Genomic DNA, 13,849 nt, shown 5'->3' with positions numbered 1-13,849 from the left:
TCCTCAACTTAAAACCGCATTTTGCGGACGTGGTCATCAATTTGGTTTTGGCTCTCCTGTATTTTTAATTATTGTAATGAAAAATCAGGCTGAATACGGGCGGGTTTTTAGAATAATTTTAAACATGATTAACTGACGATAAGGATTTGTTTTGAAAACTTTTCAAATACATAACAAAACGATGGCTTACCGAGATGAAGGTGAAGGTTTCCCGTTATTACTTGGGCATAGCTATTTGTTTGATTCTACTATGTGGGAGCCTCAGATCGAGGTCTTAAGTAAAAAATACCGGGTGATTGCTCCTGATCTCTGGGGGCATGGAAACTCGGGAGAGCTACCGGAACAACATAGCACTTTGGCTGATTTAGCTCGGGATTACCTGGCGTTGATGGATCAACTTGGTATTAAAGAATTCGCTATCATTGGTTTATCTGCTGGTGGTATGTGGGGAATTGAGTTGGTGGCTATGGCGCCGGACAGAGTTAAAGCACTGGTTTTGATGGATACCTTTGTCGGATTAGAACCTGAAGTGACTCATACAAAATACTTTGCCATGTTGGATGCGATAGAGCAGGTTGGTGCAATTCCTCAATCTATTTTGCAACAGCAGATAGTGCCAGCCTTCTTTAGCCAGCAACCGGCTCAGCATTTGGTTGATGAATTAACTCAGCGTCTGGTAGCCATTCCTGCGGAAATATTGCGTAATAGTATTATTCCGTTAGGTAGAATAATATTTGGGCGTGAAGATAGAATGCATTTGTTGGAAAAACTGGATATTCCCTCGCTTGTTATGACTGGCGAACAAGATACGCCCCGCCCGCCTCTGGAGGGTTATTTGATGGCTGAAATATTGCACTGTGATCATATTATCATCCAGGATGCAGGGCATATTTCCACATTGGAGCAACCCTATAAAGTTAATCAGGAATTAATTGCTTTTTTACAGCAAGCTTTGTAACAGATATTTTAATAAAGAGGCCGGATTTCCCGGCCTCAGACTGCTGGTATTAGTGTATTGAATTTAAAAGCGTGATCTAAATTTTTTATCTCAATATAACCTACATCATGATCTGATGGCACAGATTCTTTTCATAACAAGTGTTAAGTAATTATTCTACAGTGAGCTGTAGTCATATTATTATTTTCTTAATAAATTAATGAAAAAGCGAGTTGGGCATAGCTTAATATTTTATGGGTGCTATTTGGTAACTTGACGCCTTTTTCATTTATTGTAAATAATTGTTTACAGTGTTTTGGTTTTGTTTACACTTTTGGATTGTATTCTTTACGACGCGTGATATGTTATTAGTCAAATGCATAAAAACAAATAAGTACAGAATGATAATTTGAGGAGAAAATCGACATGTTCATGCAAAGAGATGTACTTAATAACGTTCACATCAGTGGTGAGCAAATTCTTATCACTCCAAAAGAATTAAAGCAACAATACCCACTGAGTGATGATGATCTGCATGTTATTGCAAATGCACGTAAAACAATTGCGGATATTATTCAGCTCCGTGATCCCCGTTTGCTGGTAGTGTGTGGTCCTTGCTCTATTCATGACGTGGATGCGGCTCTGGATTATGCTCACCGTTTGGCCGCCCTTTCTGCTGAATTGAGTGATAGCTTGTACATTGTCATGCGTGTCTATTTTGAAAAGCCTCGTACAACAGTGGGTTGGAAAGGTCTTATTAATGATCCATACATGGATGGTTCATTTGATGTGGAAGCTGGCCTGCATATTGCTCGCCGTTTACTACTTAGTTTAGTTAAAATGGGATTGCCTCTTGCAACAGAAGCTTTAGATCCGAATAGTCCACAATATTTAGGGGATTTATTCAGTTGGTCTGCAATTGGTGCGAGAACCACAGAATCCCAGACACACCGGGAAATGGCTTCAGGTTTATCTATGCCTGTTGGTTTCAAAAATGGGACTGATGGTAGCTTGAACACTGCAATTAATGCGATGTGTGCAGCCGCTATGCCACACCGTTTTGTGGGAATAAATCAGTCGGGGCAGGTGTGTTTATTACAAACACAAGGAAACCCGAATGGGCATATTATCTTACGTGGTGGTAAGACGCCTAATTACAGCACCCAACATGTCATGGAATGTGAACAGCAAATGGTTCAATCTGGATTATTACCATCCTTGATGATTGATTGTAGTCATGGTAACTCTAATAAGGATTTTCGTCGGCAAAGTTTGGTTGTAGATTCTGTCGCAGATCAGATCATTTCAGGTAATCAATCTATTACTGGCATTATGTTGGAGAGCCATATTAATGAGGGCAACCAATCTTCTGAGCAACCGCGTAGTGAAATGAAATATGGTGTATCAGTGACTGACGCGTGTATTAGTTGGCAGACGACAGAGGCAATTCTAAGAAAATTACATCAGCAAATTAGCATGCAATTGTTGCAAAGAATGGCAGTATTGAAAAAAGCGGGATAATAAATATGGCGGCTGAATTATCTCAATTGCGGGATAAAATTGATGAAGTGGATAAAGCTTTGCTGGGCTTACTGGCAAAGCGTCTGGAATTGGTTGCAGAGATTGGTGAGGTAAAAAGTCAGAATGGGTTGTCAATTTATGCACCTGACAGAGAAATGGCGATGCTTGCTTCACGTCGGCAGGAGGCTGAAGAGTTTGGTGTTCCACCGGATTTAATTGAAGATATTCTGCGCCGTATTATGCGGGAGTCCTACACCAGTGAAAATAGCAAAGGGTTTAAAACACTTTGCCCTCAATTGGGGCCGATAGTCATTGTTGGTGGCTTGGGTAAAATGGGGAAACTATTTGGCCGTTTATTAACTTTGTCTGGTTATGAAGTCAGGAATCTGGAACCGCAAGATTGGCCTAACGCGGAACAAATTCTGGCGGGAGTGGGTATGGTGATTATCAGCGTACCGATTCATTTGACAGAAGAGGTTATTCGCCGTTTACCGCCATTACCTGACCATTGCATTTTGGTGGACTTGGCGTCCGTTAAACAGCAGCCATTACAGGCTATGCTTGATGTGCATAAAGGTCCAGTGTTGGGATTACATCCTATGTTTGGGCCGGATGTCGGTAGTTTGGTAAAACAAGTTGTTGTTTACTGTGACGGACGTCAAGAGGAAGCTTATCAATGGTTTTTAGAACAGTTGTTAATTTGGGGGGCTTGCTTGCATCAGATGAGCCCGGAACAGCATGATAAAAACATGAGCTTTATTCAGGCGTTGCGTCATTTCACGACATTTGCTTATGGGCAACATCTCGCACAGGAAGGTGCGGATTTACAACAACTGTTATCAATATCTTCACCTATTTACCGTTTGGAACTGATCATGGTCGGGCGCTTATTTGCCCAAGATCCTCAGCTCTACGCGGATATTATTATGTCATCACCAGAGAATATTGATCTTATACGCCGTTATCATCAAAGTTTTGGGCAAGCGCTAGAGATATTGGAAAACCAAGACAAACGGGCTTTTGTCAGCAGTTTTGAAGATGTTAGTGAATGGTTTGGTGATTATGCACCTCATTTTATGAGAGAGAGCAGGGTATTGCTTCAACAAGCGAATGATAGTCGCCAATAACTATACCTTATGGATTTTCAAGATGGATCGCGACGGCAAGGGAGAGAATCCCCGGGAGCATAGCGAACTATGTGACCGGGGGAAGCGAGTGCAGTCAACAAAGAGGCAACTTTGAAAGATAACGGGTATAAAAAGAACCGGATATGACAATACCCGATTCAATTTGCTGACAAGTTTAATTGTATTAATGAGGATGAAAGGCTTTGCAGATTAATCACATTAAAGACATAAAATAGAGGAATAGTTTAACTTAAACCGTAGAAAACAATGCTATTGGGCGGATTAAAATCGTGTAAATCAAGTTTAAACTGGCGTATTTAAGGTATCGCAGCTTTACATGGTAAATGTGCAATATAATAACGTCGAAAATAACTGAGTGATTATTTGGTTAAATTATTTATTTTCGGGTTTTGTTACGCGGATTTTTTTATCATCGGATTATTTAACTGGTTTAGAAAAAGGTTATTCTCCGGTTGAAAACGTTATTAAAGATGGTTTCTTTTTGGAGGTATATTTTCTGGTAAACGGATAAACTTATTCATATTTTTATTTATCTTTTTTTCCGTTATGCGTAAGCATTAACAAAACCGATTTTTATTTCTTATTTTTTCACTAATGGTTTTATGATGGGCAGTTTTTAAGTTGTTATTAAAAGTCATGGTTTTAGTTTTTTAGTTTAATCAGTATAAGGTTTTAACCGTGTTTTTACCCTTTTTTATTGCATTGTTTTTATAACTTGCTTCGTAAAGTAACGGTGAGAAAATACCTGAATAGTAACTCATTCTAATAATATTCTTCTATGTGCTGATCTCTTTTCAACTCTTTGTTAATAGTTGATGAATTTAGATTCAATAAAATTAACTATCTTACTGAAAAGTTGCATTGATTGAGTTAAATCAGTCTTTTATACAAAAGCATTAATCTTTCTGTATTCGTGTTTTTAAATGGTTATGGCAGGCTGATGAATAAATTAAATATGGCGGGAAGTAGGTTGTTTTTAGATGCCCTTCACCTTTTAAAAATTTGGCATTAATGGGTACCTGTTTTTTTATACTTTTTTGATTAATAACCGAGTTAATCACCCATAAAAAGGCGCTTGCGATCGCCTAAAAAAGCAAATGCAAGCAAAAAAGAAAAGTAAATAGTATTAAACAGATAATAAATCTGTGAGGCTATTTTTATTCCGAAGTTTTTTATTTTTGAATTAAAAATTCATTTAATGAATGGCCTTCATTGAGTAATTTTTGTAAACCTGATGGTTTTTTCCCGTTTCCTGACCAGTATTTAATTTCTCCATTGTCATTAAACTGATACTTAGGTTTTCTCGTCTTTCCTTTTCCTGCATTTGATTTTTTAGGTTTAAAATCAGAGAAGGTAATAGGTATGTTAATAGTATTAGGATTAAGGCCGATTTCTTCAATCATTCTTAATATTTCTAAACGTTTTTGTTCTTTTTGTTCCGCTTCTAAACTCATTAATCTGAAGGTTTCTTTGCTTTCTTGAACGACTACCTCTAATGTTTTGTAAGCCTCTTCTAGCCATTCAACATCTTTTGTTTGAGCAAACCTTCTTAATATGCTTATTCTTGATAAATATCCTGATACAATATCATATTCTTTTTCTGTGGTTAATGTTGTCATTTTGTCACCTTGTTAATAAGTTTAAAATCTATCTTTTCTGATGTTTTCTCTTCCTGCGTCAGTATAACACCGAATTTTTTACTTGCTTTAAAAAAGCTTTAATCATTTATGTTTTACCTTTAATGATTAAAGCTTTTGCCTTCTTTTTCGTGATATGCTTGCGGTTTTTTCCCAAGTTTTAAAACCGTGGTGACAGATAAAACGTGGTTTTTATTAACGCCGGTTTTATCACATTCAGATAAAACGTATTTATACCCGTCATCTTTCGAGTTGCCTCTTTGTTGGCTGCACTCACTCACCCCGGTCACATAGTTATCTATGCTCCCGGGGATTCGCTCCCTTGCCGCCGCGATGCATCTTGAAATCCATAGGGTATAATCTTATGTGAATAAGTGAAAATTTTTTAATCCCTTGTTTTCAGATGGCACGAAAAGCGATAATCCATATTATTTAACCTGAACAAGTCAGGATTTACGGAATAAATAAAGAGCCTTAAACCAAAAGGTTAAAGGCAGTAAAAATTTTCTCATGGGTAATACAAAATATTAAAAGCCAATAATCTGAACCGGATATTTTAATACCCGGTTCTTTTTAATCAGGAAGGGTTAACCGGTACCACGCTTTCTGTTGGGTAACATCCCAATACCTTTAATGAATGAGTGATTTTCGCCAATGCTTTCAGGACGTGTTGCATATTGATTGAACGAATATTAGCTTGGACATCAATATAAAACATCTCTTCCCACGGATTTCCGTTGATCGGCCGGGATTCCAGTTTACTCATAATAATATTATGTTTTTTCAGCGCCATTAGCGCATCTACCAGTGCGCCTGCCTGCTGTCCGGTTGCCATAATAAATGTCGTTTTAGCCGGTACTTGTTCTGCAACTTCAATAGGTTGACGGGCAACAATAATGAAACGAGTAATATTATGTGATTGATTTGCGAGATTCTGTTCCAGAACCTGTAACTGATAAAGTGCACCGCCCGCTTCACTCCCTAAGGCTGCAATTTCTGGTGAATTCTGTTCGGCGACTTCTTGCATTGCTGCGGCAGTGCTTTCGCAATATTTAATTTTCCAATGTGGGAATTGATTAATATATTGGCTACATTGTTGGAATGGTTGAGGGTGACTGTAAACCGTTTTGATCTCTGATAGCGTTGTGTCTTTTGCAACGAGTAGGCAATGGTCAATAGGAATGGTTATTTCTCCCACAATTGACAAATTGGTATGTTGCAACAAGTCATAAACATCATTGATGGAACCAGAGCTGGTATTTTCAATGGGTAACATTCCGTAATCCGCTTGGCCTGTTTCAACCAGGGAGAAGATATCTTGGAACTTATGGCAGCTACATTCAATTAATTGATTGAAATGGCGTGCGGCATATTGGCGGGCTGCGATATGAGAGTAGGAACCTCTAGGACCGAGGAATGCAATACGCGCTGAATCTTGGGGTGTTTGATTTAGGTGTTGCTGCAATAATGCCTGTTGAGTGAGTACGGAATCTTCAATGATCATCTGAAAGAGACGAGAAATATAAAAGCCATCAAGCCCGTGGTTTTTTCCTTTTTTAATCAGAACATCCAGTAGTTCTCGTTCGCGATCCTTGTCTCTGATAGGGCGATTATCTTGTAACTTAGTTTGGGCAATATCAAAAGCTAATTGGCGACGCTCTGCTAATAGAATCAGTAACTTTAAATCAAGTTCGCTAACTTTTTCCCGTATTTTCAGCAAATTATTTTGATCCATAAATGGGTTCCTAATGGGTTATTCACATTCTGATAATATACCCGTTATCTTTCAAGCTGCCTCTTTGTTGGCTGCGCTCGCTCACCCCGGTCACATAGTTTTCTATGCTCCCGGGGATTCACTCCCTTGCCGTCGCGATGCATCTTGAAATCCATAGGGTATAATAGGTTTGCAATGGACAGAAAAAAGCCTCCCGATGGGGAGGCTTGCTGTTCGTCTTCTCGTTATTTTTTCAACGACGAAAGCCTCCCTCAAGGGAAGGTAAAAAAGAAAGAAAAGAAAAACAGGCTTATATTCATCATATTCTCATATTCATAGTTTGGGTGACTGCTCTTTGCCCAATCGGGCGAAGCTTCCCATTTGCTTGCCATTTCATCGGCAGCCGTCCGCATTGGACAAGGGTTACGGTGGTTTTTGTTAATTAACCTTATGTCGTTGTTTCTGTCAACAAAAAACGCGTCCAAATTGGACGCGTCACAGGCAAGTCATTGTTATTTTATTGTGATATTTCTGGTTCTGTTTCTAATTCTAATTCTGTTTCTAGGTTAAGGTTTGATTCTTTAACACTGTTGTCAGTACGGCGTGCTTCTCCCTTATGCTGTACTTTATTCAATTGGCGCTCTAGTTTTGTTAATAATTCATTGATAGCAATATACATATCTTCATGTTTTGCACCGGCAACTAGCATACCATTTGGTATACTTATGGTTGCATCAGCCCTAAAAATTTGAGGCCCTTTTGATAGAATAATATGAGGATTTATCAGATTTACTTGCCATTTATTGAGTTTACTTAGACGTTTTTCTACGTGGTTGCGAATTGCCGGGGTAATCTCCATTTGTTTGCTGGTAATATTTACTATCATATAGTTACCTCTCATTATTGATTATCCACCTTCAATAATTTCAGCATACATTTCTTTTTCATGAAAAAGGTGATCTAAATCACCATTTAACCAGATATGAGGCAACTAGTTGAAGTAATTGTGATTAGTGGTAAAAATATGAAGAATATCTATTGCAGGATTGAAGCTAATGGGACACTATTGACAAGTTGAGTCTTTCTCAACTCTGCTGATAAGTAGTCTTTTTTAGATCTCATATGTAAAAATAAAACAGCGGTACCCACCGCTGTTTTATCATCTGCTTTTTTATACCGGATTAGCAGCAATGAGTTTTGCTACTTTATCTGCCTGGGCTGTTAAACCCAAACGTGTATAAGCTTTTTTCATGTAAGGCAGCGCTTCGAGAGTTGACTGTGTATCAGGGTAATCACGTAACATTTGTTCAATTCGATTTACCACCGCGACATAAGCTCCACGTTTGTTATAATATTCCACAACAGAAAGTTCATATTTTGCCAGGCGCTCTCTGATAAACATTAAACGCTTAATAGCATCGGCAGTATACAGGCTGTTAGGATGATAGCGTACTAATTGACTAAAATCCTTGAATGCTACCCTGGCGTGTTCAGGATCACGATCTGAGCGGTCAATGCCGAAGAAACTTTGCAATAGACTGTTATCCAATGCTTGTGAAGTTAATCCACGCATATACAGAACGTAATCAATGTTGGGGTGAGTTGGGTTCAGGCGTATAAAACGGTCAATAGAAGCGAGAGCCATTGGCAAATCAGAGGATTTATAATAAGCATAAATCAGATCGAGTTGTACTTGCTGCGAATAGGGGCCAAATGGATAGCGATTATCGAGGGTTTCCAATTGCTTGATCGCATCGGAATAGCTACCTTTTTGCAGCTTTTCCTGACCCTTAGAGTAAATTTCCGCAGGTGGGCTGTCGGGGACAGCATTTTTATTACCAGAGCACCCGGAAAGTACCAGGCTCAATGTGGCTGCCGCCACCAGATATTTCATGCGTATCATCACGTGTTGATTATCCTCTGAGTGTTTTTCTGGGAGACTATCCATGAAGCTCCCGGCAAAAGATCGAGTTACAATAGCACACTATATTAAATTAAACGGCTCTGCCGTCAAAACTCAACGTAAGTGTAGAAACAATATATGGCACAACAAATACGACTTAATACAACAGTCGCCGAATCTCAGCTCGGTCAACGTTTAGATCAGGCTTTGGCTGAATTGTTCCCTGATTATTCAAGATCACGTATAAAAGATTGGATCTTGGATGACAGAGTTCAGGTTAATGGCAAATTAATCAATAAGCCAAAAGAAAAAGTACTGGGAGGTGAAGAAATTGCAATTGATGCCATCATTGAAGAAGATGCGCGTTGGGAACCTCAGGATATTGCGTTAAATATTGTCTATGAAGATGATGACATTCTAGTCATAAACAAATCGCGTGATTTGGTCGTCCATCCAGGAGCAGGAAACCCAGATGGTACGGTATTGAATGCACTGTTATATCATTATCCTGAAATTGCCGATGTTCCTCGGGCAGGCATTGTTCACCGTCTTGATAAAGATACGACAGGGCTGATGGTCATTGCTAAAACGGTTCCCGCTCAAACACGTTTAGTCGAATCACTCCAACTACGCGAAATTACCCGTGAATATGAAGCGGTAGCGACAGGTTGTATGACGGCGGGTGGAATTGTTGAAGAGCCAATTTCTCGTCATCCAACAAAACGAACACATATGGCAGTGCATCCAATGGGCAAACCGGCTATTACCCATTATCGAGTAATGGAACATTTTAGGGCACATACTCGTCTACGCCTGAGACTGGAAACCGGCAGAACACACCAGATACGTGTTCACATGGCCCATATTAGTCACCCATTGGTGGGCGATCCTTTGTATGGTGGTCGTCCTCGTCCTTTGAAAGGGGCTTCTGATGAGTTCCGCGAGGTAATGCGTAACTTTGATCGTCAGGCATTGCACGCCACGATGCTGCGTCTTTATCATCCGATAACCGGCATTGAAATGGAATGGCACGCTGAATTACCTGAAGATATGGTGATGCTGATTAAGGCATTAAAAGCAGATGCAGAAGCGTTTAAAGACGAAATGGATTGGTAAATGACGGCGCTTATTTTTCCAAACTGGCAACAACCCACGACAGTAAAAGCCTGTAGTTCTACCCGTTTAGGGGGAATAAGCTTATCACCTTACGATAGCCTGAATCTGGGTAAGCATGTTGGTGATAAACCTGATGTTGTTGAACAAAACAGGCATATTTTAGCGAAAATGGCAGAACTGCCTCAGCAACCAGTCTGGTTAGAACAGGTTCATGGTACGCGTGTTGTGAGACTCAATGGTCAGCCACTGGAAGATAATAGAGCTGATGCTGTTTATACCAATATTCCTGGGCAGGTTTGTGCTGTGATGACAGCAGATTGCCTGCCTGTACTATTTTGCAGTTCTGCGGGTGATGAGGTTGCGGTTGCCCATGCGGGGTGGCGAGGTTTGTGCGCCGGAGTACTGGAAAACACGATCGCTCAATTTAAAGCTAAACCTAATCAGATCCAAGCTTGGTTAGGGCCGGCAATTGGTGCAAAAAAATTTGAAGTTGGTAATGAGGTTTTGGAAGCATTCACAATTCAGCATTCTGATTTGAGTCGAGCTTTTATACCTTTTGGCGAAAAGTATTTAGCGGATATCTATTTGTTGGCAAAGTTAAAATTGCAATCTGTTGGTGTGAAAGCGATTTTTGGCGGGGGTGAATGTACTGTCAGTAATAAAGAGAAATTTTTCTCTTATCGTCGTGATGGGATCACCGGACGTATGGCAACTTTAATCTGGCTGATATAACCTATCCCGTAGGGCGATCCATTGGCGCATAAGAGAATATCTCACAATTTGCTTTTCAGAATAACCTTGAATATTTGAGGAATGGCCTCATTTAATCTCCAGTAGCAACATTCTGAATAGTATTGGAGGTGTTATGCGTCTGGATCGTCTTACTAATAAATTCCAGCTTGCTCTCGCTGACGCCCAGTCCTTTGCACTTGGGCATGATAATCAGTTCATCGAACCAATTCACTTAATGAGTTCACTGTTAAAACAAGAGGGTGGCTCTATTCGCCCATTATTAATGTCAATTGGAATCGATGCAGGCCGTTTCAGCAATCAGCTTGAGCTGGCTTTAGAACGTTTGCCGCGAGTACAGGGTATTGGTGGTGATGTACAACCATCCAATGACTTAGTTCGTCATTTAAATCTGTGTGACAAACTAGCACAAAAAGCCGGGGATAATTTTATCTCTTCTGAATTATTTGTTCTGGCAGCATTGGAAGAACGTGGCACATTAAGTGACATATTGAAAGCTGTTGGCGCAACAAAAGAAAAAATCACTAAGGCAATAGAACAAATGCGTGGTGGTGAAAAAGTTGATGATCAGGGAGCGGAAGATCAACGCCAGGCCCTGAAAAAATACACTATTGATCTGACTGAACATGCTGAACAAGGCAAACTTGATCCGGTAATTGGCCGTGATGAAGAAATTCGCCGCACCATTCAGGTATTACAACGCCGTACTAAAAATAACCCGGTCTTAATTGGTGAACCTGGGGTTGGTAAAACAGCCATTGTGGAAGGGCTTGCTCAACGGATCATTAATGGTGAAGTTCCTGAGGGGCTTAAAAATAAGCGAGTTCTTTCCTTGGATATGGGAGCGCTGTTAGCAGGGGCTAAATATCGTGGTGAATTTGAAGAGCGTTTGAAAGGTGTGTTGAACGACCTTGCTAAACAGGAAGGCAATGTCATTCTGTTTATTGACGAATTGCATACTATGGTTGGTGCAGGTAAGGCTGATGGGGCAATGGATGCTGGTAACATGTTAAAACCAGCCTTGGCCCGTGGTGAACTTCACTGTGTTGGTGCAACAACACTGGATGAATATCGTCAATATATTGAGAAAGATGCAGCGCTGGAACGCCGTTTCCAAAAAGTCTATGTTGCAGAACCTTCCGTAGAAGACACTATCGCTATTTTGCGCGGTCTGAAAGAACGTTATGAGTTACATCATCATGTACAAATTACCGACCCTGCAATTGTCGCGGCAGCAACATTATCTCATCGTTATATCTCAGACCGCATGTTGCCAGATAAAGCTATCGACTTGATCGATGAATCGGGTGCCAGTTTACGTATGCAAATGGATTCAAAACCGGAAGCGCTGGACCGTCTGGAACGTCGGGTTATCCAATTGAAGTTGGAACAGCAGGCGCTGAAAAAAGAGTCTGATGATGCCAGTAAAAAACGGCTTGAAATGCTTAATGAAGAGCTGCTCGTAAAAGAACGCGAATATTCTGAACTAGAAGAAGAATGGAAAGCTGAAAAAGCAGTACTTACGGGTACTCAGCACATAAAAGCGGAATTGGAAAATGCCCGTATCAGTTTAGAACAGGCACGCCGCAGTGGTGATTTAGCGAAGATGTCTGAAATTCAGTATGGAAAAATACCTGGATTGGAAAAACAACTTGCCGCAGCCACACAAGCTGAAGGTAAGCATATGAAACTGCTTCGTAACAAAGTTACCGATGCAGAAATTGCAGAAATTCTTGCTCGTTGGACGGGTATTCCTGTTGCCAGAATGCTTGAGAGTGAAAAAGATAAACTGTTGCGCATGGAGCAAGAGCTGCATAAACGTGTTATTGGTCAGGATGAGGCAGTCGATGCAATATCTAATGCGATTCGCCGTAGTCGTGCTGGATTAGCTGATCCAAACCGTCCGATTGGCTCATTCTTGTTCCTTGGTCCAACTGGTGTTGGTAAAACTGAGTTGTGCAAGGCGTTAGCAAATTTCCTGTTTGACAGCGATGATGCAATGGTGCGTATCGATATGTCTGAATTTATGGAAAAACATGCTGTATCACGGTTAGTAGGAGCACCGCCGGGATATGTTGGTTATGAAGAAGGTGGTTATCTAACAGAAGCTGTTCGTCGTCGACCTTATTCCGTTATTTTGCTTGATGAAGTGGAAAAAGCGCACCCAGATGTATTCAATATCTTATTGCAGGTGCTGGATGATGGTCGATTGACTGATGGGCAAGGTCGTACTGTCGATTTCCGTAACACGGTTGTAATCATGACTTCTAATCTCGGGTCGGACATGATCCAAGAGCGTTTTGGTAGTCTAAATTATGATGAAATGAAAGATATAGTGATGGGAATTGTTAGCCATAATTTCAGACCTGAATTTATTAACCGTATTGATGAAGCTGTTGTGTTCCACCCATTAGGGCGTCGACATTTATCAGCGATTGCAGATATCCAATTGCAACGTTTGTACAAACGTCTAGAAGAACGTGGTTATCAGGTGACGATTACTCAGCAAGCGTTGGAAATGTTGGCAGAAGTCGGGTTCGATCCTGTTTACGGTGCACGGCCATTGAAGCGAGCTATCCAGCAGGAAATCGAAAATCCATTAGCTCAAAAGATACTTTCCGGCCAACTATTGCCAGGAAAACTAGTTACTCTGGATGTGGAAAATAGCCATATCGTCGCAAAGCAATAACTGTATATTTTAATGAGAGAGTAAAGTTAACGAGAAATGAGGGGCAGGAAACTGCCTCTTTTTTTATCATTTTGCGCATTAAATCGCAATTTAGCACTGTTTTTGCTTAATTGGTGTTCGGATGAATTATTTTTGCAAATAAACGCTTGCCAGCGCCAAAGAACGCCCTATAATGCGCCACCACTGACCGACACAACGCTGATAAACATTGTGAGGTTGGGCAGAGAAAAAGCTAATAAGCGCTTGACTCTGCGGGCGAAAAGCGTAGTATACGCAGCCCGGCTGAACGAGAATATCACGTTTTATTTCAGCCTGCTCTTTAACAATTAATCAGACAATCTGTGTGGGCACTCACAAGACCGTATCACAAAAAAATACGTTATAAAGTCTTGAAGAGTGAACAACAGTTAATTCATTACGAACTAACGGTAGGA

At 40.4% G+C, this 13,849-nt stretch carries 11 protein-coding genes and 1 other annotated feature; of the genes, 6 read left to right on the top strand and 5 right to left on the bottom strand.

The window, feature by feature from the left end; all coding sequences use genetic code 11:
* The first annotated feature begins 151 nt into the window (after positions 1-151).
* The 3 genes from LGZ98_RS14970 (at position 152) to tyrA (ending at position 3,585) form a co-directional block, all read left to right on the top strand.
* A complete protein-coding gene (locus LGZ98_RS14970; RefSeq protein ID WP_113043898.1) occupies positions 152-958 on the top strand; it encodes an alpha/beta fold hydrolase in 807 nt (268 codons plus the stop codon).
* Positions 959-1,363: 405 nt separating this feature from the next.
* Positions 1,364-2,458, top strand: coding sequence for a 3-deoxy-7-phosphoheptulonate synthase (locus LGZ98_RS14965; RefSeq protein WP_271859008.1), 1,095 nt, complete (start codon positions 1,364-1,366; stop codon positions 2,456-2,458).
* 5 nt (positions 2,459-2,463) lie between these two features.
* Complete coding sequence (gene tyrA, locus LGZ98_RS14960) at positions 2,464-3,585, top strand: bifunctional chorismate mutase/prephenate dehydrogenase (protein ID WP_262978238.1); 1,122 nt, start codon at positions 2,464-2,466, stop codon at positions 3,583-3,585.
* Positions 3,586-4,778: 1,193 nt separating this feature from the next.
* On the opposite strand, the gene LGZ98_RS14955 is transcribed toward tyrA, so the two are convergent.
* The 5 genes from LGZ98_RS14955 to bamD form a co-directional block, all read right to left on the bottom strand.
* Positions 4,779-5,225, bottom strand: a complete 447-nt coding sequence (locus LGZ98_RS14955; protein WP_113043900.1) for an H-NS histone family protein — start codon at positions 5,223-5,225, stop codon at positions 4,779-4,781.
* A 119-nt stretch (positions 5,226-5,344) separates the two neighbouring features.
* Complete coding sequence (locus LGZ98_RS14950; protein ID WP_146748131.1) at positions 5,345-5,533, bottom strand: hypothetical protein; 189 nt, start codon at positions 5,531-5,533, stop codon at positions 5,345-5,347.
* A 287-nt stretch (positions 5,534-5,820) separates the two neighbouring features.
* Complete coding sequence (gene pheA, locus LGZ98_RS14945) at positions 5,821-6,978, bottom strand: bifunctional chorismate mutase/prephenate dehydratase (RefSeq protein WP_113043901.1); 1,158 nt, start codon at positions 6,976-6,978, stop codon at positions 5,821-5,823.
* A 180-nt stretch (positions 6,979-7,158) separates the two neighbouring features.
* Positions 7,159-7,278: a sequence feature (Phe leader region), on the bottom strand.
* A gap of 196 nt (positions 7,279-7,474) precedes the next feature.
* Complete coding sequence (raiA, locus tag LGZ98_RS14940) at positions 7,475-7,843, bottom strand: ribosome-associated translation inhibitor RaiA (RefSeq protein WP_113043909.1); 369 nt, start codon at positions 7,841-7,843, stop codon at positions 7,475-7,477.
* A gap of 285 nt (positions 7,844-8,128) precedes the next feature.
* Entirely contained in the window at positions 8,129-8,860 is a 732-nt protein-coding gene (gene bamD, locus LGZ98_RS14935) for an outer membrane protein assembly factor BamD (protein WP_113043910.1), read from the bottom strand.
* 138 nt (positions 8,861-8,998) lie between these two features.
* Between bamD and rluD the strand changes: the two genes are divergently transcribed.
* The 3 genes from rluD (at position 8,999) to clpB (ending at position 13,415) form a co-directional block, all read left to right on the top strand.
* Positions 8,999-9,976, top strand: a complete 978-nt coding sequence (gene rluD, locus LGZ98_RS14930) for a 23S rRNA pseudouridine(1911/1915/1917) synthase RluD (protein ID WP_113043902.1) — start codon at positions 8,999-9,001, stop codon at positions 9,974-9,976.
* Positions 9,977-10,708 (top strand): purine nucleoside phosphorylase YfiH, encoded by a 732-nt coding sequence (yfiH, locus tag LGZ98_RS14925; RefSeq protein WP_228900458.1) that lies wholly within the window; start codon positions 9,977-9,979, stop codon positions 10,706-10,708.
* A gap of 133 nt (positions 10,709-10,841) precedes the next feature.
* Positions 10,842-13,415, top strand: a complete 2,574-nt coding sequence (gene clpB, locus LGZ98_RS14920) for an ATP-dependent chaperone ClpB (RefSeq protein WP_228900457.1) — start codon at positions 10,842-10,844, stop codon at positions 13,413-13,415.
* The last annotated feature ends 434 nt before the right edge of the window (positions 13,416-13,849 follow it).

Source organism: Photorhabdus kayaii, assembly GCF_025384895.1.
In the GTDB taxonomy this organism is placed as follows: Bacteria; Pseudomonadota; Gammaproteobacteria; order Enterobacterales; family Enterobacteriaceae; genus Photorhabdus; species Photorhabdus kayaii.
Note: the sequence above shows the minus strand (reverse complement) of the source record. Positions and strands in the feature narration are given on the sequence as shown.

What these genes read in the sequence shown, in the direction of transcription:
- LGZ98_RS14965 (WP_271859008.1), top strand. Translation starts at nt 1,364, where the DNA reads ATGTTCATGCAAAGAGATGTACTTAATAACGTTCACATCAGTGGTGAG.
- tyrA (WP_262978238.1), top strand. Translation starts at nt 2,464, where the DNA reads ATGGCGGCTGAATTATCTCAATTGCGGGATAAAATTGATGAAGTGGAT.
- LGZ98_RS14955 (WP_113043900.1), bottom strand. Translation starts at nt 5,225, where the DNA reads ATGACAACATTAACCACAGAAAAAGAATATGATATTGTATCAGGATAT.
- pheA (WP_113043901.1), bottom strand. Translation starts at nt 6,978, where the DNA reads ATGGATCAAAATAATTTGCTGAAAATACGGGAAAAAGTTAGCGAACTT.
- raiA (WP_113043909.1), bottom strand. Translation starts at nt 7,843, where the DNA reads ATGATAGTAAATATTACCAGCAAACAAATGGAGATTACCCCGGCAATT.
- bamD (WP_113043910.1), bottom strand. Translation starts at nt 8,860, where the DNA reads ATGATACGCATGAAATATCTGGTGGCGGCAGCCACATTGAGCCTGGTA.
- rluD (WP_113043902.1), top strand. Translation starts at nt 8,999, where the DNA reads ATGGCACAACAAATACGACTTAATACAACAGTCGCCGAATCTCAGCTC.
- yfiH (WP_228900458.1), top strand. Translation starts at nt 9,977, where the DNA reads ATGACGGCGCTTATTTTTCCAAACTGGCAACAACCCACGACAGTAAAA.
- clpB (WP_228900457.1), top strand. Translation starts at nt 10,842, where the DNA reads ATGCGTCTGGATCGTCTTACTAATAAATTCCAGCTTGCTCTCGCTGAC.